Genomic DNA, 15,205 nt, shown 5'->3' with positions numbered 1-15,205 from the left:
TTGTTGTGCACGCTACGCGCTGCCGGTACGGGGGCGCGTAGTGCTGGTCGTGTCGTGTCGTCGGTCTGTCTGTTGCACCGTCTACGCGCTGTCTTCCTTTCGTTGTCTCGCCAACTTCCCCATGTTTCGCCTCGAGTCGCGTCCCTCTCTGCGTGAAAGACCGCGGCGTGAAGGACTGCGGAAATAATCCGTTGCACATCGGGCCATGCCGTAACACGCGCGATGTCAGCGCAAAGTCCGCCTCGCGCATTGAACGGATACCGCCATCGTCGGCGTCTCTATCCAGAGGTGAACAATGAAAACATCCCTTCGTTCGCTGCTTGCGCAGGCCGCCCTGATCGCCGCCGGCGCCTGTGCAGTGGCGTCTGCTTCGGCGGCTGAGGTCGTCGTCATCGCACCGACGGCGCCGCCGCCTGTGCGCTATGAGCCGGAGCCTGCGCCACGCATGGGCTATGTGTGGGACCACGGTCACTGGCGCTGGGACCACGGCCGCTACGAGTGGATGGCGGGCCACTGGCAGGCCGAGCGCGTCGGCTATCACTGGCTGCCCGGTCACTGGGTCGCGCACGGTCCGGACTGGCATTGGGTGGGCGGGCACTGGGCCTAAGGCCGGTTCCGATCGACGCTCAGGTACGTGACCTCGCGTTCAGTGCGGCGCGGCCGGTGAGACCGCTTGCGCCGCATCGTCCGACTTCCACGGAGGAATACGCAATGAAGAAGAGACTGATTGCGGCGGCGCTTCTTGCGCTGACGCTCGCCGGCTGCATCGTGGTGCCGGCGCGGCCTGTGTATTACCGTCCTGCGCCGGTCGTCATTTATTGACGTGTGGCCGCATCGGCCGATGCAGCGTCGGCCCCGTCTCCGATCGGTGCTTCGGGCACTTCGGGGACCGTAGCGGGCGCTGGCTGCGGCAGCGGCGCCATATAACGCTGGGCGAGCGCTTCATACAGCGGCGGAGCGAAGACGCGCGAGACGCGGCTCGAGATCAGCGCCGTCGCCATCAACGAGATCACGAGCGCGTGTCCGTTGATCATCTCCATCACGATGACAAACGACGTGATCGGCGACTGCGTGACGGCGGCGAGATAGCCGACCATCGCGAGTGCGATCAGCATCTGCAACTGCATGCTGCCGAATACCATGTGAAGCACATTGCCGAAGCCCGCGCCGATCGACAGCGACGGCGCAAAGATGCCGCCCGGAATCCCCGGCAGGTACGAGCCGACCATCGAGATCATCTTCAGAAGCGGATAGAACATCGACAGGTGCTCGGTGCCCTCGAGCAGTCCGCGTGCTTCCGCATAGCCGCTGCCAAAGGTCGTGCCGCCGGAAATCAGGCCGACCACGGCAATCAGCAGCCCGCACAACGCGGCGAATACGACCGGCCGTTCGCCATGCAACTGTCGCAGCGGCGCGGGAATCCAGCGCGCGGTATTGAGGATGAGCCAGCCGAAGATGCCGCCGGCGATGCCCGTCACGATGGCCGTGATCACCACCGCCACCGCGAGCAGATCGGGAAAATGCGCGCCGATCTCGATCGTGCCGAAATACGTGTAGTTGCCGTTGATCCCGAGCGCGATCACGCCCGCGATGATGATCGCCGTGATCAGCACGCCGCTTGCGCGGGATTCGAAGCTGCGGGTGAGTTCCTCGATGGCGAACACGATGCCGGCGAGCGGCGTGTTGAATGCAGCGGACAGACCGGCCGCCGCGCCGGCGAGCACCAGTTGCCGCTCGATCAGCGCGGTCGAACGTGGATAGAGCCGCCGCAGATTGAACATGAGCGCCGCGCCGACCTGCACCGTCGGTCCTTCGCGACCGATCGTAAAGCCGCCAAGAATCGCGAGAAACGACACCGCGATCTTGCCGGCGAGGATCCGGAATGTGAGTAGCCGCGAGCCGGTATTGCTCGTATTCGTGTGCAGCGTGGCGATGACCTGCGGGATGCCGCTGCCTTCGGAGCCGCGAAAGAATGTTCGGGTAAGCCACGCGCAGGCGGCGCCGATGGCGGGCGTCAGAACGAGCGGCAGCCATACGTGCTGGTGTCGCATTGTGCGGAACGCGTCGTAGCCCCAGTCGATGAGCCGGGCATAGAGCACGGCAACCAGACCGACAGCAATCGCGCCGAGCCAGAAGATGCCGTACTGGCGCCAAAGACGTCGTGCGCGTCGCGCAATGTTCGAAGTCAGGGGAAGGGGAGCCCGGGACATGGTGTGTCCGTCGAAGCAAAGGTTGGATTATAGCGGCCTGTTCCTGCCGGTCGCTCCGGCGCCTCTACGCGCAGCACAGGCGCCGATGCCGCGCAAAAGAAAGGGGCGTGACGCGCGGCACCCCAGTCGAACAGGTGCCTTCGCGGTACGCCCCTCAAAACGCTCTCGTCGGGGTGGCGAGAGCGAAGAGGATTCCACGCAAAGCTTATCGCTCCAGTTTCTGTTAGACCGTGCGGCACGGTCCCTGGGTTCCGGGTGCCAGATCCGGAAATACGCGAGGAAGTACTCCAGGGAGTACAGCTTCTTTCAGGTAACGCCTTCGGCTGGCGCGGCACATTACATGCTTGTTAAAACTGTCGCTTTTCGTTGGCGGCGGGCGCGCAATTTGCACAGACCTACAGTCGGGTCGTTGTGCCTGAATTGCGTCGCAGTGGGTCTCTGGGTTGCAAGCGTCGGCGCCCCTGCCTTGGCGAGTTCCGCCATGGGCGTGCCTCGCTGCGTGCCCGAACGCTGGCCGCCCCGAATTGGGGCAATTCGTGCACCCGGTTCACGCAGCGCCGATGGCTCCACGCACTACGCCGCCGACGCGTAAGTTATCCCGAGCGTGTAACACGATGCACATCTCCCCTTACAAATTGCAACGGTTGCGGCGCGCGCCGTCGTGTCCAATCGAGTCATTCGAGATCGCTCGAATATCACTGACTCGACGGGAGAACGAAGTGAAACGCTTGACGCTAACCTTGATTGCGGGAGCGCTCCTGGCCGCTGCGCTGGGAGGGTGCGTCGTCGTACCCGCTCCGGGCTACTACTACGGTGGCGGCTATTACCACGGAGGCTATTACCGGTAACGGGACGTGCCGGCAGCCTGGCATTTCCAGTGCGCCGGTACGGGTGGGGAGGTCGCGCGGTCTGCGCCTGCGGATCGCGCGATTTTTTTTGCTGCTTTGGTCTGCGGCTTCGGGTTACGCCAGAAGCATCTCGAAAGCGACGACCGCGGCAATGGCGGCCAGGTTTGCCGCCAGGGCTTCCACGACGATGCCCTTCCACGTGGCGGGCCTGAAGCGGACTGCCAGCAGCAAGGCGCCAAGCAGTGCGAGGGCAATGATCATCACGATGTCTGCGTTATGCAGGTAAATATTCATCGTCGACTCCTGTGGGCATCGCTAAAGCGGATATCTGCCGATCCGTTCGATTGGGCTGGCCGGTTCATCGGAATTCGATCCGAGTATAGGCAGGCCAAAAAGCCGTGCAAGTGAGGGAAAGCACGACCTGTTCCCGGCGATGCGCGCGCTGACGCAAGATGCTGCGCCAGCCGGGAGTGCGATGAAATGTGCTGTCAGCGACCCGTGTTTACATCAGCCTTGCATCGCGCGTTTCGCGCATGCACAGCACGCCGATCAGGCTGACCGTCGCGGCGATCGAGACATAGGCGCCGACCCACGTCAGGCCGCCACGCGCGACGAGCACCTGAGCGATATACGGCGCTACCGACGCGCCGAGAATCCCGCCCAGGTTGTAGGCAACGCCTGCACCGGTGTAGCGCACGCTGGTCGGAAAGAGTTCGGGCAGCAGGGCGCCCATGGGAGCGAACGTGACGCCCATCAGGAACAGTTCGATGATCAGGAACAGCAGCACCAGCGGCGTTGAACCGCTGCCGAGGAGCGGCGCCATCGTGAAGCCTGACAGGATCGCGGCGACGATCCCGACGATCAGCACCGGCTTGCGGCCATAGCGGTCGCTAGCCCACGCGGAGAGCGGCGTGGCGAGCGCCATGAACAGCACCGCGATGCACAGCAGCCCGAGGAAACCCTGCCGCGTAAACTTCAGCACCGACACGCCGTACGACAGCGAGAACACAGTCGAGATATAGAACAGCGTGTAGCAGACGACCATCGCGAGTGCGCCGAGCAGCGTCGGCCGCCAGTGTCGAGAGAGCAACGTCGCGAGCGGCACGCGCACGCGTTCCTTACGATCGATGGCGGCCTGGAACGCCGGCGTTTCGGCGATCTTCATGCGCACGTACAGACCGAGCACGACCAGCACCGCGCTGACGACGAACGGCACACGCCAGCCCCAGCTGCGGAACTGGTCGTCGGACAGCGACAAGGCGAGGCCGAAGAACAGGCCGTTCGATGCGAGAAAGCCGATCGATGGTCCGAGTTGCGGAAACATCCCGAACCAGCCGCGCTTGCCGGCCGGTGCGTTCTCGGTGGCGAGGAGCGCCGCGCCGCCCCATTCGCCGCCAAGGCCGATGCCCTGCCCGAAACGCAGGATGCACAGCAGGATCGGCGCGAGGCTGCCGATCGAATCGTAGCCGGGGAGGAAGCCAATCAGGGTGGTCGACAGGCCCATTACGAGCAGCGACACAACGAGCGTCGACTTGCGGCCGATGCGATCGCCGAAATGGCCGAAGATGAACGAGCCGATCGGCCGCGCGATAAAGGCGATGCCGAACGTGACGAACGCCGACAGGGCCTGCGCTGTTGCCGAGCCGTGCGGAAAGAACACCGGGCCGATCACGAGTGCCGCCGCCGTCGCATAGACGTAGAAATCGTAGAACTCGATCGCGGTGCCGATGAAGCTGGCGAAGATGACGCGCGAAGCGCTGTTCTTCCTGGCCACGTCGGCTGGTGCCGTGGAAACGGGTGATGAGGACATCCAGGGTCTCCAGTTGTCGTGACACAGCCGTGCCGGCGGAAAGCGTCCTGCGCTTCGTCGGATGGGCCGGGGCGGACCGTGTCTTTGTTTGTAATCGATGCTGGCCGGGAACGGAGGACCGGTCGACGTAAGCGCGGCTTGTTGCTCATGCAACATTTGCAGGCATGCATCAGCTTACCTCGTCACGGAACTGCCGGCGCACGGGCGTCGGGACACGTAGCGATGCAATCCGGACGGTCGCGCGAGTGGCGCGGCGAAGCCACGGTCAGGCTGTTCGGCGCACGCGGATGGGCGGACGGCGAAAGCGGTGCCGGAGGGCTCCGGCAGGCGTATCAAAAAATTATAACGAGCGTGCGCACCGCGCCGCAACCCGATGCGGCACGGATGGGTGAAAGGCGAGCGGATGCGCTTGCCCTGTCAATCGGTCGTTTGCGCTTGCGGCGATGCAAATTCGCGCAGCTGGAACTTGCCGTTGTCGTTGAAGAGCCAGTCTTCCATCAGTTCGAGATGGCCGCGGCCGTCGAGCAGTTTGGCCGGTGGCTGCGGCAATGGCGACGCGCGACGCAGCGAGGCAAGCGCGGTGCCTTCGGCTTCGTCATCGCCGTTGGTGCGATAGACCGACGACGTGACGAGCTTTCCGTCGCGGTCGACGGTGAACGCGACGACGACGAGCGAGCGCAGCATCGCCTGCGGCGTGCCATGCAGCACATACGACGGGTTGCGTTCGAGAATGCGCTGCGCGACGGCGCTGCGGTACTGATCGAGCGAGACGCTGTTGATCGCGGCTGGCGGAACGTAGGTCGTCGGTCGCTCGGGCGGCGTGATCGTACAGGCTGCGGTGGTTGCCAGAAGGATCAGTGCGGCGCCACGCACGATTGAAGTCAACAGGGCGGAACGGCGGCGGCGAGCGAGGGGCAGCATGGCAGGGTGAATCTCTAGGGTGGGGCGTACATTCATGCTAGTGCATGCGCGTGGCTTTTCAATCCGCGTTGCCCCTGCTTTTAGTGCGCTCGACCACGCTTGAATTCGTTGCGCATAAAGACGGTCCCGCTTGATGCGATGCCGGTAGGAGGCGCTTCGATATCGGCGCCTACCCGCTTCGGATTCCGGATCCGGACGTCGCCTTGATATAGCTGTACGCGCTTCGTTGTGCCTGCGTTATGCGGTACCGCAGAAAAGCAAAAAGGCATTGGATCCGTGAAGAATTCAATGCCTTTCGTGTATGTCTGGCGGAGGCGGTGAGATTCGAACTCACGGAAGGATTGCTCCTTCGCCGGTTTTCAAGACCGGTGCCTTAAACCGCTCGGCCACACCTCCAAGCCGCGAATTGTAACCCGAAATCGGTCAGCGGCGGCGACCTCCGCCTGCGATCAATGCCCGTCCTTCAGAAACAGCGCCTGCAGATCGTTGAGGAAGTTCTGGCCGCGAGCAGTCGGCGCAATCTTTTCGTGATCGCGGACAATCAGGCCGCGCTTCTCCGCTTCCTGCAACGCCGGCTCGATCGATGTCATCGGCAGACCGGTGCGTTCGATGAACCGGTGCACTGGAAACCCTTCCACCAGGCGCAGCGCGTTCAGCATGAATTCGAACGGCAGATCGCGCGGCCCGACTTCGTGTTCTTCCTGCACCGGTGCGCCGGCTTTCGCCTGCTCGATGAACGTCGCCGGATGCTTGTAGCGCGCCTGGCGCAGGATGCGGTTCGGAAACGACAGCTTCGTATGCGCGCCTGCGCCGATACCGAGATAGTCGCCGAAGCGCCAGTAGTTCAGGTTGTGTCTGCTTTGCCGATGCGGCTTCGCATACGCCGACACCTCGTAGCGTGCATAGCCTGCAGCGGCGGTGCGCTCATGGATCCAGTCCTGCATGTCGGCCGACTGATCGTCGTCGGGCAGCGGTGGCGGAAACTTCGCGAACAGCGTGTTCGGTTCAAGCGTCAGGTGATATAGCGACAGGTGCGGCGGCGCAAACGACAGCGCCGTTTCGATATCGGCCTGACATTCTGCGAGCGTCTGCTTCGGCAACGCGAACATCAGGTCGAGATTGAAGTTGTCGAAGGTGTTCGCCGCGACTTCGACCGCGTGACGCGCCTGCGTCGAGTCGTGAATGCGTCCGAGGGCTTTCAGATGCGCCTCGTTGAAACTCTGGATTCCCACCGACAGACGGTTCACACCGCTTGCGCGAAACTGCGCGAACTTCGCGGCCTCGAACGTGCCGGGGTTGGCTTCGAGCGTGATTTCGGCGTCGGCGTCGAGCGGCAGCAAGGCCCGTACGTCCGACAGCAGCCGGTCGAGCCCGGCCGCCGACAGCAGGCTCGGCGTCCCGCCGCCGATGAACACCGTATGCACCTGGCGTCCCCACACGAGCGGCAACGCCAGTTCGAGGTCGGTGCGCAGCGCATCGAGGTACTCGTTCTCGGGGAAGCTGTCGCCCTTCCACTCGTGCGAGTTGAAATCGCAGTACGGACACTTGCGCACGCACCACGGAAAGTGCACATACAGCGCGAGCGGCGGCAACGACGTCAGGCGGATGCCGCCCGGCGCCGTGAAGGCCTTGATGACGCCGACGCCGGCGCCCGTCGATGCGGCGCTCACGCCGCCTCCGACAGACGCGCAAGCAGATGCCGCAACGCGATCGCGCGATGGCTGGTGGCGTTCTTCACGGCGGGATCCAGTTCGGCGGCCGTCGCCTTCAGCGCCGGCAGAAAGAAGTACGGGTCGTAACCGAAGCCGTTCGCGCCGCGCGGCGCATCGAGCACTTCGCCGTGCCAGCGGCCTTCCGCGATCAGCGGTTCGGGGTCGTCGGCATGCCGCACGAGCGCGAGCACGCAGAAGTAGTACGCCCGGCGATCGTCGTGAGACCTGAGTTCATCAACGAGGCGCGCATTGTTGGCGGCGTCGCTCTTCTCGCCGCCGGCCAGTTGCGCGTAACGCGCCGAGTAAACCCCCGGCGCGCCACGCAATGCGACGACGCACAGGCCTGAGTCATCGGCAAGCGCCGGCAGCCCGGTGAGCTTGGCCGCATGACGCGCCTTCGCGAGCGCATTTTCGACGAAAGTCGGATGCGGTTCTTCGGCTTCGGGCACATTGAACCGGCCCTGCGGAATCAGCTCGATCCCGACGGTTTCGAAGAGCGCCGCGAACTCGCGCAGCTTGCCCGCGTTGTTCGACGCAAGCACCACCTGTTCAAGCGCCGACGCGATCGTACGGCGCGCACCGTCGATGTTGTTGCGATCAGTCACCCTTCAACTCCAGTGCTTCCTTCTGTTTCGCGATCAGCGTTTCAATGCCGCTTTGCGCCAGATCGAGCAGTGCGTTCATCTCGTTGCGCGAGAACGGCACGCCCTCGGCCGTACCCTGAATTTCGACGAAGCCGCCCGCGCCCGTCATCACGACGTTCATGTCGGTGTCGCACTGCGAATCTTCGTCGTAGTCGAGATCGAGCACCGGCAGGCCGTTGAACACGCCAACCGAGATCGCCGCAACGTAGTCGGTGATCGGCGATTTTTCGATGCGACCGGTGGCAAGCAGCTTCGCGACCGCATCGTGCGCCGCGACGAAGGCGCCCGTGATGCTCGCCGTACGCGTGCCGCCATCGGCCTGGATCACGTCGCAATCGATGTGCAGCGTGCGTGCGCCGAGGCGCTCCAGATCGAACACCGAGCGCAACGCGCGGCCGATCAGACGCTGGATTTCCTGCGTGCGGCCCGTCTGCTTGCCGCGTGCGGCTTCGCGGTCGCTGCGGGTGTGCGTCGCGCGCGGCAGCATGCCGTATTCGGCCGTCAGCCAACCCTGACCGCGATCGCGCAGGAAGGCCGGAACCTGTTCGGCGATGCTCGCCGTGCAGATCACTTTCGTGTCGCCGAATTCGATGAGCACGGAGCCTTCTGCATGCTTCGTGTAATGACGCGTGATGCGCACGTCGCGCAGGCGGTCGGCGCGGCGGCCGCTGGGACGTTGGGTGGTGTCGTTCATCGTCGGGAACCGGAGAAAGAGAGGGCAGAGGGGAAACTGCGATTTTACCGCCGATCGGCCCGGTAAGCCCTGGCGCCTCGCGCGAGGCGCTCCCGCAAAAATGGGATAATGCGCGTTCCACGCCCCGCGCCTCGTACACGCCGGGCGGCCCGACTCCACCGGCCGTATCACGAGCTGAACGGCCTCCCATCGCGAGACGAATGATGATCTACAGCATGACTGGCTATGCGAGCGCCACGCGCGAACTCGCAGCCGCCTCAGGTACTGGCGGCGTAAGCGTGTCGGTCGAACTGCGCACGGTGAACTCGCGCTTCCTCGACCTCAATTTCCGCATGCCCGAAGACGTGCGCGTCTGCGAACCGACGCTGCGCGAGATGCTGATGAACAAGCTGTCGCGCGGCAAGGTCGATATCCGTATCAACCTGCAGCGCAGCGAACAGTCGGCAAATGCCGGCGCGGTCAATCGCGACACGCTGGACCAGCTCGCGTTGCTCGAGCGCGCGGTGCTCGGCGTGTTTCCGGAAGCCGGCCGTCTGCGGTCCGGTGAAATCCTGCGCTGGCCCGGCGTGCTGGCCGAAAGCGGCGTGGCGCCGGAAGTGCTGCGCGATGCGGTGCTCGCGTGCGGCAAGCAGGCGATCACGGATCTGATCGACGTGCGTGCCCGCGAAGGCGCGCAACTCGCGACGATGCTGATCGCGAACGTCACTGAAATGGAAACGATCGTCGCGAAGATCACGCCACTCGTGCCGGAACTGATCACGAAGCAGCAGCAGAAGATTGTCGAGCGTTTGCAGGAAGCGCTCGGTATTGCGGTGCCGGATACGGCGGCCATCAGCATTTCGCGCGAGGAGATCGCGGAACGCATCCGTCAGGAAGTGACGATGTACGGTATCCGTATCGATATCGCCGAAGAGCTGTCGCGTCTGACCGCCCACCTGAACGAAACGCGGCATGTGATCGAGAAGGGCGGCAAGGTTGGCAAACGGCTCGACTTCATGATGCAGGAGCTGAACCGCGAAGCGAACACGCTCGGCTCGAAGGCGGCCGCGAAGGAATTGGCGGATTCGTCGATGACCCTGAAGCTGCTCATCGAGCAGATGCGCGAGCAAGTACAAAACCTGGAGTAAAGAGCCCATGACCGGCCAGACACGCGAAGGCCACGCGCCACGCAACCCTTATTCCGGAGCTTATCCGGGCAACCTGTTCATGGTCGTCGCGCCATCGGGCGCGGGCAAGTCGACGCTCGTGAACGCACTGCTTGCGAAAGACCCGGCAATCCGCCTGTCGATCTCGTACACGACGCGCCCGCCGCGGCCGAAGGAACAGGATGGCCAGCACTATCATTTCACGACCGTCGACGATTTCCTCACCCGCCATGCGCAGGGCGAGTTCCTCGAAAGCGCGGAAGTGCACGGCAACTACTATGCGACTTCGCGCCTGTGGATCGAAGAGCAGATGAAGGCAGGCCACGACGTGCTGCTCGAAATCGACTGGCAGGGCGCGCAGCAGGTGAAGAAGCAGTTCCACAATGCCGTGGGAATCTTCATCCTGCCGCCGTCGCTCGATGCGCTCGAAGAGCGTCTGAAGAAGCGCGGCCAGGACGAGCCGAACGTGATTACACGACGCCTGCTGGCAGCCGGCAGCGAGATGGCGCACGCGGCCGAAGCCGAGTATGTAGTGATCAACGAGAACTTCGATCGCGCACTGGCCGAGCTGCAATGTCTCGTCGCCGCGACGCGCTCGCGCTTCGCTTCGCAGTACGCCCGGCACACAGATCTTTTCGTGCAGCTCGGCATTCATCTGCCGCACGCCAGCTGACGGCGGGGTGACCGGCACATAAGGTAGAATAAGCAACATACTGAGAAGGAATTCCAACATGGCCCGCATTACCGTCGAAGACTGTCTGAAACAGATCCCGAATCGTTTCGAACTGGCGCTTGCCGCAACCTATCGCGCGCGTCAGCTCGCACAAGGTCATACGCCGAAGATCGAAAGCCGCGACAAGCCCACCGTTGTCGCGCTGCGTGAAATCGCGGCTGGCCAGGTCGGCGTCGAAATGCTGAAGAAGGTGCCTGTCTAAGGCCCATCTGCATCTGTTTTCGATTGCCATGTAATTGAAGCAACGCGTGCAGACCGGCGTTCAACCCACGAGCAACCCGACACGGAGGCGAACATGAGCACTACCCCGTCGCCTGCCGCTTCGGACGTGGAACACGACACGCAGGATAGCGATTCGCCTTCGTCTGCACGCAAGTACATCGACGCGGTTCTCGAACAGTCGTTTCGCCATCTGTTCGGGCCGACCGCCACGCCGGAGCAACCGCGCCGGCATGACGTCGTTTCGATCGCGAAGCTGACGTCCGCGCTTGCCGAATATCTCGCGCCGGAAGAGATCAAGGACGTCAAGGCGGCCTTTCATTTCAGCGACGAGGCCCACCTCGGCCAGTATCGCCAGAGTGGCGAACCTTACATCACCCATCCTGTCGCCGTCGCGGAAATCTGCGCCAGCTGGAAGCTCGACGCCCAGTCGATCATGGCGGCACTGCTGCATGACGTGATGGAAGACCAGGGCGTGACCAAGGCGGAACTCGCCGAGCGCTTCGGCGCCAAGGTCGCGGAACTGGTCGATGGGTTGTCGAAACTCGACAAGATGGAGTTTCGTAACCGCGAGGAAGCGCAGGCGGAAAATTTCCGCAAGATGCTGCTCGCGATGGCGCGCGACGTGCGCGTGATTCTGGTGAAGCTCGCGGACCGGTTGCACAACATGCGCACGCTGGGCGCGGTGCCGTCGGAAAAGCGCCGCCGCGTGGCGCGCGAAACGCTGGATATTTACGCGCCGATCGCACACCGGCTCGGTCTGAATAATACCTATCGCGAGCTGCAGGATCTGAGCTTCGCGAACTTCAATCCGCATCGGTACGCGACGCTCGAAAAGGCCGTGAAGGCCGCGCGCGGCAACCGGCGCGAAGTGGTCGGCAAGATTCTGGAATCGGTGCAGCGGGCGATCGCCGACGCGAAGATCGACGCCGAAGTCACGGGCCGCGAAAAAACCATCTTCAGCATCTACAAGAAGATGCGCGACAAGCAGCTGTCGTTCTCGCAGGTGCTCGACGTGTATGGCTTCCGTGTCGTCGTCGATAGCGCGCTGGAGTGCTACACCTGCATCGGCGCGCTGCATGCGCTCTACAAGCCCGTGCCGGGCAAGTTCAAGGATTACATCGCGATTCCGAAGGTCAACGGCTATCAGTCGTTGCACACCACGCTGGTCGGCCCGTTTGGTGCGCCGATCGAGTTCCAGGTGCGCACGCGCAAGATGCACGAGATCGCGGAAGCGGGCGTTGCCGCGCACTGGCTGTACAAGAACGGCGGCGCGGATCTGAACGATGTGCAAAAGCGCGCGCACCAGTGGCTGAAGTCGCTGCTCGACATCCAGAGCGAAGCGGGCGATTCCAGCGAATTCCTCGAACACGTGAAGATCGATCTGTTCCCGGATGCGGTGTACGTGTTCACGCCGAAGTCAAAGATCATGGCGCTGCCGCGCGGCGCGACTGCACTCGACTTCGCGTACTCGATCCACAGCGACCTGGGCAACCAGTGCGTCGCGGTGAAGATCAACAACGAACTGCTGCCGCTGCGCACCGAACTGAAGAGCGGCGACATCGTCGAAGTGATCACCGCGCCGTATTCGAAGCCGAATCCGGCGTGGCTCGGTTTTGTGCGGACGGGCAAGGCACGCTCAGCGATCCGTCACTATCTGAAGACCATGCGGCTCAATGAGTCGGTGCAACTCGGCGAGCGGCTCGTCGATCAGGCGCTGAAGGGCTACGGCCTTGCGCTGTCGGATGCGACACCCGAGGTCTGGGAGAAGCTGGTTCTGTGGACGGGCAACAAAAACCGTCAGGAAATTTTCGCAGATATCGGCCTCGGCCGGCGGGTCGCTGCGGTGATGGCCAAGCGCATCGAAGTGCTGATGAGCGGCCGCGACGCCGATGACGACAGTCCGCGCCCGGAATCCACGTCGCATGCGCCGCCTGTCGTGATCACCGGCACGGAGGGCATGTCGGTGCAGCTGTCTGCCTGCTGCCGTCCGATTCCGGGCGACGACATCATGGGCTACATCGGCATCGGCCTCGGCATGGCGATTCACACGACCGATTGCCGCGTCGCGCAACGCATCCATCGCCGCGATCCGGGCCGCTGGATCGACGTCGCATGGGCGCCGCAGCCGGGTCGTCTGTTCGATGTCGCCGTGAAGGTGCTGGTGAAGAACACGAAGGGCGTGTTCGCTCGCGTCGCCGCGGACATCACCTCCGCCGATGCCAATATCGTCCACATCGCGATGGACGAAGACCTGTCGCAGGAATCGACGGTGCTCCGCTTCGTGATCCAGGTCAGCGACCGTGTGCATCTCGCGAACGTCATGCGCCGGGTACGCACGAATCCGGACGTGATGCGCATCGCACGCGAACGGCCGAGCGAGGAAGGTCACCATCGCCACGACGGCGGCATGCGGATCGATCGGGAGCGTGCCGACTACTGACGCGTAGTCGGGCGCTCGTGTCACGTGCCTGCGGTGTGGGGAGCATGTCCGTCGGCTGCGGCGAATGCTTGAGCCGATCGACGGGCGCTAACGATTCGCCTGAATTTGCCTGAGTTTGCCGATCAACGCTCGCCGTCTTCATTCTGTACGGCGCATCTTTTCGCTGCTTTGCAGCACCCCGACGCTCTTCAACTCGCCCTGGAGTGAATCTGATGAACGTAGCTGATCTGACCGGCGTTGCGCTCGATTACTGGGTGGCGCGCAGCCTGCATGACTTCGTGCGCGAAATCCACTTTACCGATAGCGGCCAGACAGTCGCGATCCGCGGCAGCGACCGAGGGCGTCCATGGGACGGCCGTTTTACGCCTTCGACGTCGTGGGAAGCTGCAGCGGTCGTGCTGGAGCGGGCGCAGCGACTGGAGCTAAGCGAACGCGCACACCCAGGCGTGGCGCATTGCGTGGCTGCCTTCGAGGGTGGGCATCGGACGGTGGAAGGGCGTGGCGAGTCGTTGAGAACTGCCTTGCTGCGGGCGTTTGTAGCGAGTCGCTTCGGCGACACCGTTTCGGACGTGCTGCGCCAGTCGCAATCGCTGGTTGGCACGCGGGCGGAGCCGATTGGTGAGCAGAGAGCGTCGACTTCGTTCGAAGACCCGCCGTCGCCCGATGGCCGGATCGGCGATATTCAGTCTGCGCCGCGCTGAGTCCTTCATGCCGCCGGGTTTGGTTCGACGATGGACCACAGAGAGGAAAATCCGCGCCGCAAAAGACAAAGGGCCTTCCAGATGGAAGGCCCTTCTTCAGAGGTGGCGCGGCTGGCAGGATTCGAACCCACGACCCCTTGGTTCGTAGCCAAGTACTCTATCCAACTGAGCTACAGCCGCACGCAAAACCGATACTGCTTACAATCTGGCAAAACTTTCTGAAACGAAAGGGCCTTCCCGGAGGAAGGCCCTCGAATAAGTGGTGCGGCTGGCAGGATTCGAACCCACGACCCCTTGGTTCGTAGCCAAGTACTCTATCCAACTGAGCTACAGCCGCACGCAGAAACGAGATTATAGCAAAGCTTCAAAAAAAGGGAAGCGACAAACGCCGATTTGTCCCATTATTCTGATATGTACCCTTGATGGACGGGCGTTTGCCGCGTTGATGCACCATGAACAAAGCTTTTGTCAAAGAATCGACCGAGGATCAGGACGACGATCTCGACGTCGCACAGCCCGAGATACCTGCGGGCACCAAGAACTACATTACGCCCGCCGGCTACCGGCGCCTGCGTGACGAACTGCTGCATCTGATCGACGAGGAGCGGCCGGAAGTGGTGAGGCTGGTGTCATGGGCCGCGTCGAACGGCGACCGCTCGGAAAACGGCGATTACATCTATGGCAAACGGCGTCTGCGCGAAATCGATCGGCGCATCCGTTTTCTGACGAAGCGACTCGATCTGGCGGAGGTCGTGGACAGCAGCAAGCAGGAGAATGTCGATCAGGTCTTCTTCGGCGCGACCATCGATTACGCGACGCAGGATGGCGAAGTGCATACCGTGACAATCGTCGGCGTAGACGAGGTCGACCTGGATCGCGGTCATGTCAGCTGGATCTCGCCAGTGGCGCGGGCTCTGCTGAAGGCGCGGATCGGAGATCAGGTAACGCTGCACACGCCGGCTGGCGCGGAACCGATCGACGTGCTCGATGTGCGGTATCCGCCTGCGGAGGTTGGGACTTGAATCACACCTGGCTTGCAGGACACCAGTCTGAGGCAGGATCGTCCCATCACCGTCCCATCTTTTCGTGGGCTTCCAGGCGGACCCGGCAACAATGAAAAAAGGC

The 15,205-nt window shown here is 63.1% G+C and carries 15 protein-coding genes and 3 tRNA genes; 8 read left to right on the top strand and 10 right to left on the bottom strand.

The window, feature by feature from the left end:
- The first annotated feature begins 295 nt into the window (after positions 1 to 295).
- Positions 296 to 607: a YXWGXW repeat-containing protein gene (locus P3T23_RS19770; protein ID WP_429317830.1), complete on the top strand. Its 312-nt coding sequence runs from the start codon at positions 296 to 298 to the stop codon at positions 605 to 607.
- 208 nt (positions 608 to 815) lie between these two features.
- Here P3T23_RS19770 and P3T23_RS19765 read toward each other — a convergent pair whose 3' ends face one another.
- On the bottom strand, positions 816 to 2,210 hold the full coding sequence (locus P3T23_RS19765; protein ID WP_429317829.1) for a chloride channel protein: 1,395 nt from the start codon (positions 2,208 to 2,210) through the stop codon (positions 816 to 818).
- A 719-nt stretch (positions 2,211 to 2,929) separates the two neighbouring features.
- Between P3T23_RS19765 and P3T23_RS19760 the strand changes: the two genes are divergently transcribed.
- Positions 2,930 to 3,058 (top strand): hypothetical protein, encoded by a 129-nt coding sequence (locus P3T23_RS19760; RefSeq protein ID WP_429317828.1) that lies wholly within the window; start codon positions 2,930 to 2,932, stop codon positions 3,056 to 3,058.
- A gap of 114 nt (positions 3,059 to 3,172) precedes the next feature.
- On the opposite strand, the gene P3T23_RS19755 is transcribed toward P3T23_RS19760, so the two are convergent.
- The 7 genes from P3T23_RS19755 to rph all read right to left on the bottom strand — a co-directional run bounded on the left by P3T23_RS19755 (position 3,173) and on the right by rph (position 8,839).
- On the bottom strand, positions 3,173 to 3,352 hold the full coding sequence (locus P3T23_RS19755; protein WP_429317827.1) for a hypothetical protein: 180 nt from the start codon (positions 3,350 to 3,352) through the stop codon (positions 3,173 to 3,175).
- A 208-nt stretch (positions 3,353 to 3,560) separates the two neighbouring features.
- A complete protein-coding gene (locus P3T23_RS19750) occupies positions 3,561 to 4,868 on the bottom strand; it encodes an MFS transporter (protein ID WP_429317826.1) in 1,308 nt (435 codons plus the stop codon).
- Between the two features lie 417 nt (positions 4,869 to 5,285).
- Positions 5,286 to 5,789, bottom strand: a complete 504-nt coding sequence (locus P3T23_RS19745) for an energy transducer TonB family protein (protein WP_429317825.1) — start codon at positions 5,787 to 5,789, stop codon at positions 5,286 to 5,288.
- Positions 5,790 to 6,095: 306 nt separating this feature from the next.
- A tRNA-Ser gene (locus P3T23_RS19740) sits at positions 6,096 to 6,185 on the bottom strand.
- 53 nt (positions 6,186 to 6,238) lie between these two features.
- Positions 6,239 to 7,459 (bottom strand): radical SAM family heme chaperone HemW, encoded by a 1,221-nt coding sequence (hemW, locus tag P3T23_RS19735; protein ID WP_429317824.1) that lies wholly within the window; start codon positions 7,457 to 7,459, stop codon positions 6,239 to 6,241.
- Positions 7,456 to 8,106, bottom strand: a complete 651-nt coding sequence (gene rdgB / locus P3T23_RS19730) for an RdgB/HAM1 family non-canonical purine NTP pyrophosphatase (RefSeq protein WP_429317823.1) — start codon at positions 8,104 to 8,106, stop codon at positions 7,456 to 7,458. Before rdgB ends, hemW begins: the two co-directional genes overlap by 4 nt.
- Positions 8,099 to 8,839 (bottom strand): ribonuclease PH, encoded by a 741-nt coding sequence (gene rph, locus P3T23_RS19725; protein WP_429317822.1) that lies wholly within the window; start codon positions 8,837 to 8,839, stop codon positions 8,099 to 8,101. Before rph ends, rdgB begins: the two co-directional genes overlap by 8 nt.
- A gap of 203 nt (positions 8,840 to 9,042) precedes the next feature.
- Between rph and P3T23_RS19720 the strand changes: the two genes are divergently transcribed.
- The 5 genes from P3T23_RS19720 to P3T23_RS19700 all read left to right on the top strand — a co-directional run bounded on the left by P3T23_RS19720 (position 9,043) and on the right by P3T23_RS19700 (position 14,080).
- Complete coding sequence (locus P3T23_RS19720; protein WP_429317967.1) at positions 9,043 to 9,966, top strand: YicC/YloC family endoribonuclease; 924 nt, start codon at positions 9,043 to 9,045, stop codon at positions 9,964 to 9,966.
- A gap of 7 nt (positions 9,967 to 9,973) precedes the next feature.
- The gene (gene gmk, locus P3T23_RS19715) at positions 9,974 to 10,657 is read left to right on the top strand and encodes a guanylate kinase (RefSeq protein WP_429317821.1); all 684 of its coding nucleotides are present in this window, start codon (positions 9,974 to 9,976) and stop codon (positions 10,655 to 10,657) included.
- A 58-nt stretch (positions 10,658 to 10,715) separates the two neighbouring features.
- The gene (gene rpoZ / locus P3T23_RS19710; protein WP_006025620.1) at positions 10,716 to 10,919 is read left to right on the top strand and encodes a DNA-directed RNA polymerase subunit omega; all 204 of its coding nucleotides are present in this window, start codon (positions 10,716 to 10,718) and stop codon (positions 10,917 to 10,919) included.
- 93 nt (positions 10,920 to 11,012) lie between these two features.
- Positions 11,013 to 13,379: a RelA/SpoT family protein gene (locus P3T23_RS19705; protein WP_429317820.1), complete on the top strand. Its 2,367-nt coding sequence runs from the start codon at positions 11,013 to 11,015 to the stop codon at positions 13,377 to 13,379.
- Between the two features lie 212 nt (positions 13,380 to 13,591).
- The gene (locus tag P3T23_RS19700) at positions 13,592 to 14,080 is read left to right on the top strand and encodes a phage protein NinX family protein (RefSeq protein WP_429317819.1); all 489 of its coding nucleotides are present in this window, start codon (positions 13,592 to 13,594) and stop codon (positions 14,078 to 14,080) included.
- Between the two features lie 103 nt (positions 14,081 to 14,183).
- Here the strand turns inward: P3T23_RS19700 and P3T23_RS19695 are convergent.
- Positions 14,184 to 14,260, bottom strand: a tRNA-Arg gene (locus P3T23_RS19695).
- Between the two features lie 80 nt (positions 14,261 to 14,340).
- A tRNA-Arg gene (locus tag P3T23_RS19690) sits at positions 14,341 to 14,417 on the bottom strand.
- A 115-nt stretch (positions 14,418 to 14,532) separates the two neighbouring features.
- Between P3T23_RS19690 and greB the strand changes: the two genes are divergently transcribed.
- A complete protein-coding gene (gene greB / locus P3T23_RS19685) occupies positions 14,533 to 15,102 on the top strand; it encodes a transcription elongation factor GreB (protein WP_429317818.1) in 570 nt (189 codons plus the stop codon).
- The last annotated feature ends 103 nt before the right edge of the window (positions 15,103 to 15,205 follow it).

Source organism: Paraburkholderia sp. GAS448 (assembly GCF_050435685.1).
GTDB lineage: Bacteria > Pseudomonadota > Gammaproteobacteria > Burkholderiales > Burkholderiaceae > Paraburkholderia.
Note: the sequence above shows the minus strand (reverse complement) of the source record. Positions and strands in the feature narration are given on the sequence as shown.